Raw genomic sequence first — 15,412 nt, 5'->3', positions numbered from 1 at the left:
GGTGCGGTGCTCACGGTTGGGGTGCTCACTGTTCAGTGTTCCCGACGCTGCTCGGGATAGGAGAAGTGCGGCGCGGACACGTCGTCCAGCGCCGTGGTGATCGCCGGCGGCAGCCGGACCCCCTGGGCATCGAGGGCGGCCTGCAGCTGCTGGGCGGTCCGGGCGCCCACGATCGGGGCGACCACGCAGGGCCGGTCGTGCAGCCAGGCCAGGGCGACCCCCAGCGGCGTGGTGCCCAGCCCCTGCGCGGCGGTGACGACCGCCTCCACCACCCGGTCGGCGGTCGCCGAGCGCAGCCCGTCGATGAACCCCAGCCACTGGGCGGACGCGCCACGCGAGTCGGCGGGTGTGCCGTCCCGGTACTTGCCGGTGAGCAGCCCCCGGCCCAGCGGCGACCACGGCAGGATGCCCAGCCCCAGCGCCTCCGCGGCCGGCTGCACCTCCCGCTCGACGCCGCGCTGCAGCAGTGAGTACTCGACCTGGGTGCTCACGATCGGGGTGCGCCCGGGCCAGGCGCGCTGCCAGGTGGCGGCCTGCGCGGTCTGCCAGCCGGAGAAGTTGCTCACCCCGACGTAGCGGGCCCGGCCGGAGGAGACGGCCAGGTCGCAGGCGGCCAGCGTCTCCTCCAGGGGCGTCGCGTCGTCCCAGGCGTGCAGCTGCCACAGGTCGACGTGGTCGATCCCCAGCCGTTCCAGCGACGCGTCCAGCGCCGAGAGGAGGTGCCCCCGAGAGGCGCCCCGGCCCATCGGCCCGGGCCCGGTGCGGCCCGCCGCCTTCGTGGCGACCAGCACGTCGTCGCGCGGGACGACGTCGGCCAGCAGCCGCCCGAGGGTGCGCTCGCTCTCCCCGTCGGCGTAGACGTCGGCGGTGTCGACCAGCGTGCCGCCGGCGTCGACGAACGCCGTGAGCTGCATCGCGGCCTCGTCCTCGTCGGTGTCCCGGCCCCAGGTGAGGGTGCCCAGCCCCAGTCGGGAGACGACGAGCCCACTGCGCCCGAGCGCCCGCTGTTCCACGACGGGTCAACCTACCGTCGCCAACGTCTCACTCCAGGGAGGGCGACCACCGGGAGGTCGCAGCCCTGCGCCGGGTCCGGGCACCTAGGGTGCCTGCCGTGCAGTCGTCCTCCGCGTGCCCTGACCACCGCCCGGCCGAGCAGCGGAGGCGCTGACCGTGGGCTGGTTCGAAGCCGTCGTCCTCGGGCTGGTGCAGGGCCTCACCGAGTTCCTGCCGATCTCCTCCAGCGCCCACCTGCGGGTGGTCGGCGAGGCGTTCGGCTGGGGCGACCCCGGGGCGGCGTTCACCGCGATCACCCAGATCGGCACGGAGCTCGCCGTGCTCATCTACTTCCGGCACGACATCTGGCGGATCATCACCGCCTGGGTCCGGGGGCTGTCCGACCGCTCGGCCCGCAGCGACCCCGACGCCCGGATGGGCTGGTTGATCATCATCGGCAGCCTGCCGATCGTCGTCCTCGGGCTGCTGTTCCAGGACTCGATCGAGACGACGTTCCGGGACCTGCGGATCATCGCCGTCGCCCTGATCGTCTTCTCGCTGGTCCTCTACTGGGCCGACCGGGTGGGCAGCACCGAGCGCGACCTGCCCGACCTGACCGTCAAGCACGGCCTGACGTTCGGGTTCGCCCAGGCGATGGCGCTCATCCCGGGTGTCTCCCGCTCCGGCGGCACCATCACCGCCGGCCGGTTCCTCGGCTACAACCGGGCCGCGGCGGCGCGCTACTCGTTCCTGCTCGCCGTCCCCGCTGTGCTGGGCGCCGGGTTCTTCCAGGCGTACGAGTCCCTGACCGGCGACACCGCGGGCCAGGCGCTCTCCTGGGGCCCGACCATCCTGGCCACCGTCATCGCCTTCGGGATCGGGTACGCCGTCATCGCCTGGCTGCTGCGCTACCTGGCCCACGGCAGCTTCGCCCCGTTCGTGGTCTACCGGATCGCGCTCGGTGTGCTGGTGCTGGCCCTGGTCGGCACCGGCGTCCTCGAGCCCACCTGAGCCGCCCCCGCAGGAGCTCGGGGCGCGCCTCCGGACGGGGCCATAGAGTCGGCGGCGTGTGGACGGGCCAGCGAGTCCTCCGCCGCTCGCTGGCTCGCGTCGGGCCCCTGCTCGCGGGCCGATCGAGGAGGCAAGCCCCATGACGACGGTCATCCTGCTCCGGCACGGCCGGACGACGGCCAACACCGCCGGCGTGCTGGCCGGCTGGACCCCCGGGGTGCAGCTGGACGACACCGGCCAGACCCAGGTGCAGGCGGTCGCGCAGCGGCTGTCGGACGTGCCGCTGGCCGCAGTGGTCAGCAGCCCGCTGGAGCGCTGCCAGCAGACCGCCGGCACGGTCGCCGAGGGGCGTGCGCTGGAGGTGCAGACCGACGACCGGTTCGGCGAGGCCCGCTACGGCGACTGGACCGGCCGCCCGATCAAGGAGCTGACCAAGGACCCGCTCTGGAAGGTCGTGCAGCAGCACCCCTCCGCGGCCGTCTTCCCCGGCCCCGAGGGCGAGGGGCTCGCCCAGACCCAGGCGCGAGCGGTGGCCGCCGTCCGGGAGTGGAACGCGAAGCTCGGGCCGGACGCCGTCTGGCTGGTCTGCAGCCACGGTGACGTGATCAAGGCGGTCCTGGCCGACGCACTGGGGATGCACCTGGACTCCTTCCAGCGCATCGTCGTCGACCCGGCGTCCCTGTCGGTGGTCACCTACACCGACACCCGGCCGTTCCTGGTGCGGGTCAACGACACCGGCGGCGACGTCTCCGCCCTCATCCCGCCCAAGAAGAAGCGCGGCCGGCGCAAGCCCTCCTCCGACGCGGTCGTCGGCGGCGGCGCGGGCTCCGGCGCCGCGTAACCTGATCGCCGTGCCTCGTCAGGTCTTCCTCTTCGACCGTCCCACCCGGTTCGTCGCCGGCACGGTGGGCCAGCCCGGCGACCGCACCTTCTACCTGCAGGCCTCCGACGAGGCCGGCCGCACGATCAGCGTGGCGCTGGAGAAGACGCAGGTCCAGGTGCTGGCCGACCGGATGAGCGAGCTGCTCGACGAGGTGGCCAACCGCGCCGCCGTCGTCGTCCCGCCCGACGCCGACGTCGACGACCTCGAACCGCTCACCGCGCCCGTCGACGAGGAGTTCCGCGTCGCCGCGATGGGCCTGGCCTGGGACGGCGAGGAGGACGCCGTCGTCGTCGAGGCCGTCGCCGCCGGCGAGGAGCCGATCGAGGAGGACGTGATCCTCTCCGACAGCGACGAGGGCCCCGACGCCCTGCGGGTGACCATCACCCCGGTCGCGGCCCGGGCGTTCGTCGCCCGCGCCCGCCGGGTCATCGCCGCCGGCCGGCCCTCCTGCCCGCTGTGCTCCCTGCCGCTGGACCCGGCCGGTCACGTCTGCCCGCGGCAGAACGGTTACCGCCGCTGAGCCGGCGCTGCGATGACCGCGCCTGATCCCCGCGACGACCGGCTGGAGCACCCGCTGACCGACGAGCCCCTCGAGCTGGACGACGACGAGCTGGACGACGACGAGTTCGAGCAGGACGACGGCGACGTCGTCGAGCTGGACGTCGCCGCGTTCGACCACGGTGACCGCCGGCCCCCCAGCGGCGCCGACGAGGTCGCCACCCTGCTCCGCGAGGGCGTGCTGGACATGGAGGGCCGCCTCCTCGACGCCAGCAACGTCACCCTCATCGGGGCGATCCGCACCGACCAGCTGGCTGCCACCTGCGTGTACAAGCCGGTGGCGGGGGAGCGGCCGCTGTGGGACTTCCCCGACGGCACCCTCGCCGGCCGCGAGATCAGCGCGCACCTGGTGTCCGAGGCGACCGGCTGGTCGATCGTGCCGCCCACCGTGCTGCGCGAGGGCCCATTCGGCCCCGGCATGGTCCAGCTGTGGATGGACGCCGACCCCGCCGTCGAGCTCACCGAGTTCGTCCGGCGCGACGTCCCCGAGCTGCGCCGGATGGCGGTCTTCGACGCGGTGGTGAACAACGCCGACCGCAAGGGCGGCCACATCATCCCGATGCGCGGCGGGCACGTGTACGGCGTCGACCACGGCATCTGCTTCTCCGTGGAACCCAAGCTGCGCACCCTGTTGTGGCGCTGGGCCGGCAAGCCCCTGCTGCTGGAGCACCTGGCCGTGCTGGAGCAGCTGGCCGAGCAGCTCCGCGGCGACCTGGGTGACCAGCTGCACGAGCACCTCACCCGGCGCGAGGTGCGGCGCACCCAGCAACGGGTGGCCGAGCTGCTGCGCACCGGGCTGCACCCCCAGCCCAGCGGTGACTGGCCCGCGCTGCCCTGGCCGCCGTTCTAGCGCACACCGGCAGTGACGGGGCCCGGGCGGCTGACTTCCCGGGCGCGGGCTGCCAGGGTGGGTGGGTGCCTCATCGCAGCCGACTCGCGGTCCTGTTGATCGACCTCCCTCCCCAGTTGCACGACCGGGGCCAGCAGTTCTGGTCCGCCGCCACCGGGCACGCCGTGGAGCCCGACACCATCGACGACGCGTGGTCCTCGCTCGGTTCCTTCGCCGGCGGGTTCCACCTGGAGGTCCAGCGCACCGGGGTGGGCACCCCACCGCGCTGGCACGTGGACATCGAGACCGACGACGTGCACGCCGAGGTGGCCAGGCTGGAGGCCCTCGGCGCGCTGCGGATGGCCGACATGGGCGGGTTCTGGCAGATGAAGGACCCCGCCGGGCTGCTGTTCTGCGTGGTCGGCGTCCAGACCGGCGAGGAGTTCGAGCGGCACGCCACCACCTGGCCCTGACGGACCGCCGGACGGCGGGGGAGCGGGCCGGGGACCGGGTGCCGTGCCGCCCTGTCGGTGGCCGGATCTAGGCTCCTGACGTGCTCTCCTGGCCTGCCCCGCTGCTCCCCACCCTGCCCGGGTCCGGCCCCGCTCTGCGGCTGTACGACACCGCCCGCGGCGAGGTGGTCGAGACATCCCCGGGCCGCATCGCCCGGATGTACGTCTGCGGCATCACGCCCTACGACGCCACGCACCTCGGCCACGCGGCCACCTACCTGGCCTTCGACCTGGTCAACCGGGTGTGGCGCGACGCCCGGCACGCCGTGCACTACGTGCAGAACGTCACCGACGTCGACGACCCGCTGTTCGAGCGGGCCGACCGCGACGGCGAGGACTGGATCGTGCTGGGCATGCGCGAGACGGCGCTGTTCCGCGAGGACATGACCGCGCTGCGGGTGCTGCCGCCGGAGGACTTCGTCGGCGCCGTCGAGTCGATCCCGCGGATCGCCGCGCACGTGGAGACGCTCTGGGACGCCGGCCTGGCCTATCAGCTGGAGGACGGCACCGGTGACGTCTACCACGACATCGCCCAGGCGCCCGGGTTCGGCTCCGAGTCCGGCTACGACGAGCCCACCATGCTGCGGCTGTCCGCCGAGCGGGGCGGCGACCCCGACCGGGCGGGCAAGCGGCACGCGCTCGACCCGCTGCTGTGGCGGGGGGCCCGCGAGGGCGAGCCGTCCTGGCCCGGCCCGCGGGGCGTCGCGGGCCGTCCGGGCTGGCACGTCGAGTGCGCCGCCATCGCGCTGGACCGGATCGGCATGGGCTTCGACGTCCAGGGCGGTGGCAGCGACCTGGTCTTCCCGCACCACGAGTACTCCGCCGTGCACGCCGAGGCGCTCACCGGCACCAAGCCCTTCGCCCGGGCCTACGTGCACGCCGCGATGATCGGGCTGGACGGCGAGAAGATGAGCAAGAGCCGGGGCAACCTGGTCTTCGTCTCCCGGCTGCGCGGCGACTCCACCGACCCGATGGCGATCCGCCTGGCGCTGCTGTCCGGGCACTACCGCACGGACCGTGCCTGGACCCCCGATCTGCTCGCCTCGGCGGAGCGGCGGCTGGACACCTGGCGGCGCGCCGTGGAGCTGCCGCTGGGCGCGCCGGCCGGTCCGGTGCTGGCCACGGTCCGGGAGCGGCTGGCCGACGACCTCGACACCCCCGGCGCGATCGCCGCCGTCGACCGCTGGGCCGCCGCCAGCCTCGCCGAGGCCGCGTCCGGTCCGGGCCTGCCCGCAGCCCACGCCACCGACGACTGGGACGAGCAGTCGCCGGCCGTCGTCCGCGACCTCGTCGACGCACTGCTCGGCGTGGCACTCACGCCGTGAGCGAGGGCGGGACGGGGTTCGAGTGGCTGGCGTACCCGCCTGCCTTCACCCGGATCGACCGGCAGGCACGGGAGGACGCGGAGACGGCTCTGGCCCCGGCGGCCGCCCGATCCGCCCGGAGCCGGGGACGGGCGCGCCCCGAGCCCGACGACGGACTCCGCACCTGCTGGGAGCTCGACCGCGACCGGGTGCTGCACGCCAAGGCCTTCCGCCGGCTCAAGCACAAGACCCAGGTCTTCCTGCACCCCGACGGCGACCACTTCGTCACCCGGCTCACCCACACCCTCCAGGTCACCCAGGTCGCCCGGTCACTGGCCCGGGCGCTCGGCCTGCACGAGACCCTGGCCGAGGCGATCGCGCTGGCCCACGACGTCGGCCACTCGCCGTTCGGGCACATCGGCGAGGAGGCCCTGGAGCCCTACGTCGCAGGAGGCTGGCACCACGCCGCCCAGGGGGTGCGGATCGTCGAGGTGCTCGAGGACCTCAACCTCACCTGGGAGGTGCGCGACGGCGTCCGGGCACACAGCTGGAAGATCACCCCGCCGCCGGCCACCCGGGAGGCGGAGTGCGTGAAGTTCGCCGATCGGATCGGCTACCTCTCGCACGACGCGCTGGACGCCGTCCGGGCCGGGGTGCTGCGCGCCGGTGACCTGCCGGCCCGCACGCTGGCCACCTTCGGCCCGCCCGGCGGGGCGATGGTCGGCGCGATGATCGAGGCGGTCGTCGACGGGACCTTCGCCTCGGCGCGCGAGGAGGCCCGGCACGCCGTCCCCGGCGGCCCGCCGGCACCGGCCGTGCGGATGCCGCCGGACGCCCTCGAGGCGATGAACGAGCTGCGGGCCTTCATGTTCGAGCGGGTCTACGAGTCCGAGATCGCCGCCGGGCAGAAGCACGTGGCGATCGAGGTGATCCGCCGGCTGGTCGACCACCACCTGGCCCATCCCGAGCTCATGCCGGCCAGCTACCGGGACACCGAGGCCGACCTGGTCACCCAGGTCGTCGACTACGTGACCGGGATGACCGACCGGTTCGCGCTCGCCACGTACGACCGGCTCTTCGACGACACGGCCGCCGTCCGGATGCGCCCACTGCTCGTCACACCCTGAGAAGGGGTCGGCGACGAGAACGGGCTGAGGGTCGTCATCCCGTGGAGATGACGACCCTCAGCCCGTGCTGATCATGAGCCGGCGGGTCAGCTCGTGCCGCCGCGGCGGCGCAGCGGAAGGACCCCCTCGCCCCCCACCACTCGCAGGCTCGCGGCGGGGCCCTGCGACGGGGCCGGGGTCAGCTCGTGCCGCCGCGGCGGCGCAGATACCTCTCGAACTCGCGGGCGATCTGGTCGCCGTTGGCCTGGGACAGGTCGCTGGCCGTCTGCCGCTCCTCCAGGGAGCGCACGTACTCGACGACCTCCTCGTCCTCCTGGGCCATCTCGTCGACGGTCTTCACCCACTCGTCGGCCTGGTCGGGGAGGGTGCCCAGCGGCACGGTGACCTCCAGGACCTCCTCGACCCGGGTCAGCAGCGCCATCGTCGCCCGGGGGGAGGGGGGCTGGGACACGTAGTGCGGCACGGCCGCCCAGAAGCTCACCGCCGGCAACCCGGCCTGCACGCAGGCATCGGCGAAGACGCCCAGGATCCCGGTCGGGCCCTGGTAGGTGGACGTCTCCACACCCCACTGCCGCGCCGACTCGGCGTCGTAGGCCGAGCCGGTCACCGGCGTGGGCCGGGTGTGCGGCGTGTCGGCCAGCAACGCGCCGAGCGCGACCACGGTCTGGGCGCCGAGCTCCTGGATCAGCTCGATCAGCTCGTCGCAGAAACTGCGCCAGCGCATGTTCGGCTCGATGCCGCGGATGAGGACGACGTGCCGCTCACTCCCCGGCGGCTTGACCACCGACAGCCGGGTGGTGGGCCACTCGACCCGGCGGGTGACGCCGTCGATCAGGGAGACGGTCGGCCGGTTGACCTGGAAGTCGTAGTAGTCCTCGGGGTCCAGCGCAGCGAGCGGGGTGGCGTTCCAGGTCAGCTCCAGGTGCTCCACGGCACCGGTGGCGGCGTCCCCGGCGTCGTTCCATCCCTCGAACGCGACCACGACCACGGGGTCGTCCAGCTCGGGCAGGTCGTCAGCGTCGGACTTCGGATCGATCACCCTTCGAGCCTACGTCGATCTGGCCAGCCGGCCCGGCTGCTCGTGGGGCGTCTGGGACCGCCCGGGCCCCGGGGTGCACCCGGGCAGGGGAGGGAAGTGCGACGATGGGGGCGCTGTTCGAGGACGACGAGGCCGCTCGCCCGTCGGAGTTGCCAGGGCCCTGGCGCCGGACGCCTCCGTGACCGTGCCCGATCGACCACCGAGGACTGCCCGTGCCTGCATCCCCGCACGTCCGCCCCGACGCCACTACCGCGCTCACCGCGCTGCTGCAGCAGCGGATCCTGGTGCTCGACGGGGCGATGGGCACGGCCATCCAGCGGGACCGGCCGGACGAGGCCGGCTACCGGGGTGAGCGCTTCGCCGACTGGCCCAGCGACGTCCAGGGCAACAACGACCTGCTCAGCATCACCGCCCCGGAGATCATCAGCGGCATCCACCGCGAGTACCTCGAGGCCGGCGCCGACCTCATCGAGACCAACACCTTCAACGCGACCCGGATCTCGCTGCTCGACTACGGGATGGCCGACCTGGCGTACGAGCTGAACGTCGCCTCCGCCCGGCTCGCCCGCGCCGCCTGCGACGCGGTCAGCACACCGGAGAAGCCGCGGTACGTGGTCGGCGCGCTCGGCCCGACCAGCCGGACGGCGTCCATCTCGCCCGACGTGAACGACCCCGGCGCCCGCAACGTGAGCTACGACGAGCTCGTCGAGGCCTACCTGGAGCAGGCCAACGGGCTGGTCGACGGCGGCTCGGACGTGCTGCTGATCGAGACGATCTTCGACACGCTGAACGCGAAGGCCGCGATCTTCGCGCTGGAGACGCTGTTCGAGGAGCGCGGGCGCCGCTGGCCGGTGATGATCTCCGGCACGATCACCGACGCCTCCGGTCGCACCCTCTCCGGGCAGGTCACCGAGGCGTTCTGGCACTCGGTCCGGCACGTCGAGCCGCTGCTGGTGGGGCTGAACTGCGCGCTGGGCGCCAAGGAGATGCGGCCCTACATCGCCGAGATCTCCCGGATCGCGAACACCTTCGTCTCCTGCTATCCCAACGCCGGGCTGCCCAACGCCTTCGGTGAGTACGACGAGTCGCCCGAGGAGACCGCGGCGATCGTCGGGGAGTTCGCCGAGAGCGGCTTCGTGAACCTGGTGGGCGGCTGCTGCGGCACCACGCCGGCGCACATCGCCGCCATCGCCGGCTCGGTCGCCGGCCGGGCACCGCGGACGCCGGTCGAGGTCGCCCCGGCGCTGCGGCTGTCCGGGCTGGAGCCGCTGACGGTCACCGAGGACAGCCTGTTCGTCAACGTCGGCGAGCGGACCAACATCACCGGCTCGGCCCGCTTCCGCAACCTCATCAAGGCCGGCGACTACCCGACCGCCCTCGCCGTCGCCCGCCAGCAGGTCGAGTCCGGCGCGCAGGTCATCGACGTCAACATGGACGAGGGGATGATCGACGGCGTCGCGGCGATGGACCGGTTCTTGAAGCTGGTCGCCACCGAGCCCGACATCTGCCGGGTGCCCACGATGATCGACTCCTCGAAGTGGGAGGTCATCGAGGCCGGGCTCAAGTGCGTCCAGGGCAAGGCGATCGTCAACTCCATCTCGCTGAAGAACGGCGAGGAGGAGTTCGTCACCCAGGCCCGGCTGTGCCGCAAGTACGGCGCCGCGGTCGTGGTGATGGCCTTCGACGAGGACGGCCAGGCCGACAGCCTGCAGCGCCGTCAGGAGATCTGCCGGCGGGCCTACGACGTCCTCACCCAGCAGGTCGGCTTCCCGGCCGAGGACATCATCTTCGACCCGAACGTCTTCGCCGTGGCCACCGGCATCGAGGAGCACGCCACCTACGGGGTCGACTTCATCGAGGCCACCCGGTGGATCAAGCAGAACCTGCCCGGCGCACTGGTCTCCGGCGGCGTCTCCAACGTGTCGTTCTCCTTCCGCGGCAACAACCCGGTGCGCGAGGCGATCCACGCCGTCTTCCTGTTCCACGCCATCGCCGCCGGCATGGACATGGGGATCGTCAACGCCGGCGCCCTGGAGGTCTACGACGAGGTGCCGGCGCTGCTGCGCGAGCGGATTGAGGACGTCGTCCTCAACCGCCGCCCGGACAGCACCGAGCGGCTGCTGGAGATCGCGGCGGACTTCGCCGGCGACGGCGCGGCCAAGGAGGTCGCCACCGAGGAGTGGCGGTCGCTGCCGGTGGGGGAGCGGATCACCCACGCCCTGGTGAAGGGGATCGACGAGTTCGTCGAGACCGACACCGAGGAGCTGCGCCAGGAGATCAGCGCCCGCGGCGGCCGGCCCATCGAGGTGATCGAGGGGCCGCTGATGGCCGGCATGAACGTCGTCGGCGACCTGTTCGGCGCCGGGAAGATGTTCCTGCCCCAGGTGGTGAAGTCGGCACGGGTGATGAAGAAGGCCGTCGCGCACCTGATCCCGTTCATCGAGGCGGAGAAGCAGCCCGGGGACGTCGAGCGCAGCAACGGCAAGGTCGTGATGGCCACCGTGAAGGGCGACGTCCACGACATCGGGAAGAACATCGTCGGCGTCGTCCTCCAGTGCAACAACTACGACGTCGTCGACCTCGGCGTGATGGTGCCCGCCCAGCGGATCCTGGACGCCGCCAAGGAGGAGGGCGCCGACGTCATCGGGCTCTCCGGGCTGATCACCCCCTCCCTCGACGAGATGGTCAACCTGGCCACCGAGATGGAGCGGCAGGGGTTCACCATCCCGCTGCTGATCGGCGGGGCCACCACCTCCCGCGCGCACACCGCGGTGAAGGTCGCGCAGAAGTACTCCGGCCCGGTGATCTGGGTGAAGGACGCCTCGCGGTCGGTGCCGGTCGTCGCCGCGCTGCTGTCCGACGAGCAGCGCCCGGCCCTGCTCGCCGAGACCGACGCCGACTACGCCGCGCTGCGGGAGCGGCACGCGGCCCGGCAGGACACCCGGTCCCTCCTCCCGCTGGCCGCTGCCCGCGCGGCGGCGACCCCGATCGACTGGTCCGCCCACCACCCGCCGCGGCCGCGGATGCTGCTGCAGCAGACCAAGGACGTCTGCGCCGGGCCCAGCTGCGACCACCGGCACGGGGTGGCCACCCAGTTCGTGCGCAGCTTCGCCGACTACCCGCTGGACGAGCTGCGGGAGTACATCGACTGGCAGCCGTTCTTCAACGCCTGGGAGATGCGCGGTCGGTTCCCCGACATCCTGCACAACCCGACCACCGGCGAGGCGGCCCGCCGGCTGTACGAGGACGCCCAGGCGATGCTCGACCAGCTGATCGCCGAGCGGTGGCTGCGGGCCAGCGGCGTCTTCGGGCTGTTCCCGGCCAGCCAGGTGGACGGCGACTCCATCGAGGTCTACACCGACGAGTCCCGCACCGCCGTCCGGGCGACGCTGCACCAGCTGCGGCAGCAGACCGAGGGCCGGGACGGCTCGCCGCGCAAGTCGCTGGCCGACTTCGTCGCACCCAGGGCGACCGGGCTCCGCGACCACGTGGGGGCGTTCGCCGTCACCGCCGGCCTGGGGTCCGCGGAGAAGGTCGCCGAGTTCAAGAAGGCCAACGACGACTACAGCGCGATCCTGCTGGAGTCGCTGGCCGACCGGCTGGCCGAGGCGTTCGCCGAGCGGCTGCACGAGCGGGTGCGCACCGAGTTCTGGGCCTACGCCCCCGACGAGCACCTGGACGCCGACGGGCTGCTCGCGGAGAAGTACGCCGGCATCCGGCCCGCACCGGGCTACCCGGCCTGCCCCGAGCACACCGAGAAGCAGACGATCTGGGAGCTGCTCGACGTGGAGGCGGCCACCGGCATCCAGCTCACCGAGAGCATGGCCATGTGGCCGGGGGCAGCCGTGAGCGGTCTGTACTTCGCCCACCCGGAGTCGCGGTACTTCGTGCTGGGCCGGATCGGCCGCGACCAGGTCGAGGACTACGCCCGGCGCAAGGGCTGGACGGTCGCCGAGGCGGAGCGCTGGCTCTCACCCAACCTCGGTTATCGAACGGAGGACGAATAGAAGGACCCCCGTGCCCCCCCACACCTCGCTCCGCTCGGCGCGGGGCCCTGCACGGGGGGCCGACGGGTCACTCCACGACGAGGACGTCGGTGTGCGTCGATGAGTGGGCGCTGGTGAACCGGTACGCGCCCGGCTGGTCGGGCGCCGGGAAGGTCAGCAGCGTGCCGGCGGCGACGTCGACGTCGAACGAGCCGTCGTCCGCGGTGATCGTCACCGGCTGACCGCTGGCGTTGTGCACCGTCACCCGCGACCCGGCGGCGACCGGCCCGGCCACGTGGAAGCGGTCCTCGTCGACCAGGACGCCGACGGACAGCTCGCCGTGGTCGTGCCCCGCCATCGGGTCAGCGGCCGCCGGTGCCGCAGTGGCTGACGGCACCGCAGCGGCGACCGGGGGAGGGGACGCGGCGAGCGCGACCGCCAGCGCGACGGTCGCCAGCAGCACCGCCACCTCGACGACGGCGAGCCGCCGGAAGGCGCCCGGCCGCCCCGCCCGCAGCTGCGGCAGGGTGCGGCGCCGGTGCAGCCAGCCCAGCACCCCGACCACGGTCAGCCCCAGCGTCTTGGCGAGCAGGAGCGTGCCGTATCCGGTGCCCAGCGCGGCCAGCACGGCGCCGGTACCGCCCAGGACCACGCCGGCCGCCAGCACCCCGGAGACGGCGGTCACTGCGAAGCACACCAGTGCGACCGCGCTGAACCGCGCGACGGTGGCCGGTGTCTCCCGGCCGTACCGCAGCAGGGCCCCCAGTCCGCCGACCCACAGGCTCGCCGCGACGACGTGCACCGCCAGGGTGGTCACCGCGGTCAGGTGGTCCTCCGCGGCCGACGAGTGCCCGCTGAGCACCACCGGGACCACCAGCGCGGTCAGCGCACCGGCCAGCAGCAGCCGGGTGCCCCCGCGGCCGCTGCAGGACCGGGCCGCCACCACGATCACCGCGGTGAGGCCGGCGACGAGCAGGACGGCGCGGCCGGCGCCGGTGTCGGCGAGGAACACCCGCAGCGACGCCGCGTCCAGCGCCGTCGGGGCCACGCCCACCAGCCGGCTGACGGTGAGCAGGCCGCCGAGCACGGTCGCCACCGCCCAGGCCAGCGCCCACACCGACGCCGACGTCACGGCGCGCCGCGCCTGCGGGGCCAGTTGCCCGGTGCGCCCGGGCAGCAGGACGGCGGCGAACAGCAGGGTGCCCACCGTGCCCACCGCGGCGATCCGGCCGGCCAGCGTGACGACCGGCCCACCCCACTCCACCAGGAGGCCTGCCTCGCGGAGCCCGGAGGCCGAGGGAGCCGCCGGGCCGCTGCCGACGACGAGCGCCCAGCCCAGGACCGCGAGCAGGCCGACCCCCGCGGCCGTGGCCGCCGGCACCCGCCACCGGGCCGGCTCCGGCGCGCTCTGTCCCAGGTCCGGGCGGACCACGGTGCTGGTCACCGCCGGCTGCGCAGCCGGCCGAGGAGCAGCGCAGCCGCCGTGCCGAGGGCCAGGACGCCACCGACCAGCCAGCCGACCGGGAGCGCCGGGTCGGCCGTCGCGGCCGCCACCGACGGGGGCGCCGCATCCGCGGCCGCCGCGTCCGGGGCAGGCGTGCTCCCCGCGGCGACGGTGAAGTCCCAGCTGCCGGTGAGCGGGTGCCCGTCGGAGGAGGTGCTGCGCCACTGCACGGTGTAGCTCCCCGCGGGGAGCCCAGCGGTCAGGGGCTGGACGACGGTCGTGTCCTGGATCTCGGCGGCCCCGGTGGACGCCACGGCGCCGTCCGGGCCGAGCACCAGCACCTCGGTGCCCAGCGGCAGCGGCGTCCCGCTGAACTCCAGCTCCACCGAGGACGGGGCCGTGGGCACGGCGACACCGGCTGACGGGCTGCTGCTCACGAGGGCGTCGTGCGCCCGGGCGGACGGCGCCCCGATGCCGAGGAGCAGCACGGTCAGCAACCCCACCAGCAGCACCGGCGCGGGGCGCGGACCGGCGATCGGGAGGGTGCGCAGAACAGTCATGCCCGTTCTTCGTCCGCGACCGCTCTTCCGGTTGGTCCGGCCCCCGCCGAACGGCACCTGCTGATCGTCGTCCGCCCGCGTACGAGACCCGCTCCGCCCCTGCAGAGCCCGGCCTCAGCAATTTCTGAGGGGGCAGTGAACCGATCCGGCACCACCTGCCGAATGCAGGGTGGTCAGCGCGACAGCGGGGTGATCCCCACTGGGGGATCCGCCGGCTGTCCGGGGTCGCCAGACCTGTTCCGCGGCGGGGGCAACGATGCGCCCGCCGAACGACCGGACGAGCGGTGTCAGCCGCCGTCCGCTGCTCCCACCTCACGGTGGGAGCGGCACTCCGATCACGAGGAGCACACCTTGCGCAAGGCACACGCACTCCCGGCCATCGCCATCGCCGCCGCAGCGTTCCCGCTGCTCACCATGAGCACCGCCTTCGCCCACGAGGGGGCCACCAGCTACCAGGCCGACCTCGGTGCGGTGAACCAGTCCGGCGTCAGCGGCACCGGCATGGTCACGCTGGACGGCAACACGGCCACCGTGATGGTCGAGGCGTCCGGGCTGCTCGCCGGCTCGCCGCACGCCCAGCACTTCCACATCGGCGCCCTGGGCGAGTGCCCGACCAACGACCTCGCGGACGACGCGGACGGCGACGGCTTCGTGAGCGTCACCGAGGCCGCCAAGTACTACGGCGCCATCGGCTCCTCGCTGACCACCACCGGCGACACCAGCCCGGACAGCGGCCTGGCCATCGACCGCTTCCCGACCGCGGACGACGGCACGATCAGCTACGAGCGGACCTTCGAGGTCACCGACGACGTCCACGCGGCGTTCGAGGCGGGCACGGCCGTCCTGGTCGTGCACGGCATCGACCAGGACGGCTCGGGTGCCTACGACGGTGACGTCATGAGCGACCTCGACCCGTCGCTGCCGATGGAGGCCACCGCCCCCGCCGCCTGTGGCGCGCTCGAGGTGGCGCAGATGGGTGCCACGCCGGCCGGTGGCGCCGAGACCGGTGCCGGCAGCACCTCCGGTACCGAGAACACCGCCGTGATCGGCGTCGGCGTCCTGGCCGCCGCCGGTGCCGCGGGTGCCGGTGCGATCGCCTACCGCCGTCGTCAGGCCGACCAGGCCTGATCCGGCTCCGGGTCGCGCGGGGAGGGCTGACCTCCCCG

Annotated in this window: 13 protein-coding genes; 9 read left to right on the top strand and 4 right to left on the bottom strand. The window is 73.6% G+C overall.

Annotation, left to right across the window (positions count from 1 at the left end; translation table 11 throughout):
• Positions 1–32: 32 nt before the first annotated feature.
• A complete protein-coding gene (locus O2W53_RS11075) occupies positions 33–1,013 on the bottom strand; it encodes an aldo/keto reductase (RefSeq protein ID WP_036332704.1) in 981 nt (326 codons plus the stop codon).
• Positions 1,014–1,170: 157 nt separating this feature from the next.
• On the opposite strand from O2W53_RS11075, the gene O2W53_RS11070 reads away from it, so the two are divergent.
• The 7 genes from O2W53_RS11070 to O2W53_RS11040 all read left to right on the top strand — a co-directional run bounded on the left by O2W53_RS11070 (position 1,171) and on the right by O2W53_RS11040 (position 7,217).
• Positions 1,171–2,004, top strand: coding sequence for an undecaprenyl-diphosphate phosphatase (locus tag O2W53_RS11070; RefSeq protein ID WP_269163074.1), 834 nt, complete (start codon positions 1,171–1,173; stop codon positions 2,002–2,004).
• A gap of 139 nt (positions 2,005–2,143) precedes the next feature.
• Positions 2,144–2,845, top strand: a complete 702-nt coding sequence (locus O2W53_RS11065) for a histidine phosphatase family protein (RefSeq protein WP_269163073.1) — start codon at positions 2,144–2,146, stop codon at positions 2,843–2,845.
• A gap of 10 nt (positions 2,846–2,855) precedes the next feature.
• Positions 2,856–3,407 carry a DUF3090 family protein gene (locus O2W53_RS11060; protein ID WP_269163072.1) on the top strand — a complete coding sequence of 184 codons (552 nt, stop codon included), beginning with the start codon at positions 2,856–2,858 and terminating at the stop codon, positions 3,405–3,407.
• Between the two features lie 12 nt (positions 3,408–3,419).
• Complete coding sequence (locus O2W53_RS11055; protein ID WP_269163071.1) at positions 3,420–4,295, top strand: SCO1664 family protein; 876 nt, start codon at positions 3,420–3,422, stop codon at positions 4,293–4,295.
• A 65-nt stretch (positions 4,296–4,360) separates the two neighbouring features.
• On the top strand, positions 4,361–4,747 hold the full coding sequence (locus O2W53_RS11050) for a VOC family protein (protein WP_269163070.1): 387 nt from the start codon (positions 4,361–4,363) through the stop codon (positions 4,745–4,747).
• Between the two features lie 80 nt (positions 4,748–4,827).
• Positions 4,828–6,111, top strand: coding sequence for a cysteine--1-D-myo-inosityl 2-amino-2-deoxy-alpha-D-glucopyranoside ligase (gene mshC / locus O2W53_RS11045; RefSeq protein WP_269163069.1), 1,284 nt, complete (start codon positions 4,828–4,830; stop codon positions 6,109–6,111).
• Positions 6,108–7,217 carry an HD domain-containing protein gene (locus O2W53_RS11040; RefSeq protein WP_269163068.1) on the top strand — a complete coding sequence of 370 codons (1,110 nt, stop codon included), beginning with the start codon at positions 6,108–6,110 and terminating at the stop codon, positions 7,215–7,217. Before mshC ends, O2W53_RS11040 begins: the two co-directional genes overlap by 4 nt.
• 178 nt (positions 7,218–7,395) lie before the next feature.
• On the opposite strand, the gene O2W53_RS11035 is transcribed toward O2W53_RS11040, so the two are convergent.
• The gene (locus O2W53_RS11035; protein WP_036332690.1) at positions 7,396–8,256 is read right to left on the bottom strand and encodes a PAC2 family protein; all 861 of its coding nucleotides are present in this window, start codon (positions 8,254–8,256) and stop codon (positions 7,396–7,398) included.
• A 212-nt stretch (positions 8,257–8,468) separates the two neighbouring features.
• On the opposite strand from O2W53_RS11035, the gene metH reads away from it, so the two are divergent.
• Positions 8,469–12,263 (top strand): methionine synthase, encoded by a 3,795-nt coding sequence (gene metH / locus O2W53_RS11030; RefSeq protein WP_269163067.1) that lies wholly within the window; start codon positions 8,469–8,471, stop codon positions 12,261–12,263.
• A gap of 67 nt (positions 12,264–12,330) precedes the next feature.
• Here the strand turns inward: metH and O2W53_RS11025 are convergent, their stop codons facing one another.
• Together O2W53_RS11025 and O2W53_RS11020 are read right to left on the bottom strand one after the other, a co-directional pair.
• On the bottom strand, positions 12,331–13,686 hold the full coding sequence (locus O2W53_RS11025) for a CopD family protein (RefSeq protein ID WP_269163066.1): 1,356 nt from the start codon (positions 13,684–13,686) through the stop codon (positions 12,331–12,333).
• A complete protein-coding gene (locus tag O2W53_RS11020) occupies positions 13,683–14,246 on the bottom strand; it encodes a copper resistance CopC family protein (protein ID WP_269163065.1) in 564 nt (187 codons plus the stop codon). The genes O2W53_RS11025 and O2W53_RS11020 overlap by 4 nt, the downstream gene beginning before the upstream one ends.
• Before the next feature lie 351 nt (positions 14,247–14,597).
• On the opposite strand from O2W53_RS11020, the gene O2W53_RS11015 reads away from it, so the two are divergent.
• Positions 14,598–15,374 carry a hypothetical protein gene (locus tag O2W53_RS11015; protein WP_269163064.1) on the top strand — a complete coding sequence of 259 codons (777 nt, stop codon included), beginning with the start codon at positions 14,598–14,600 and terminating at the stop codon, positions 15,372–15,374.
• Positions 15,375–15,412: the final 38 nt, after the last annotated feature.

Source organism: Modestobacter sp. VKM Ac-2978, assembly GCF_026968025.1.
GTDB lineage: Bacteria > Actinomycetota > Actinomycetes > Mycobacteriales > Geodermatophilaceae > Modestobacter.
Note: the sequence above shows the minus strand (reverse complement) of the source record. Positions and strands in the feature narration are given on the sequence as shown.

What these genes read in the sequence shown, in the direction of transcription:
- O2W53_RS11020 (WP_269163065.1), bottom strand. Translation starts at nt 14,246, where the DNA reads ATGACTGTTCTGCGCACCCTCCCGATCGCCGGTCCGCGCCCCGCGCCG.
- O2W53_RS11065 (WP_269163073.1), top strand. Translation starts at nt 2,144, where the DNA reads ATGACGACGGTCATCCTGCTCCGGCACGGCCGGACGACGGCCAACACC.
- O2W53_RS11055 (WP_269163071.1), top strand. Translation starts at nt 3,420, where the DNA reads ATGACCGCGCCTGATCCCCGCGACGACCGGCTGGAGCACCCGCTGACC.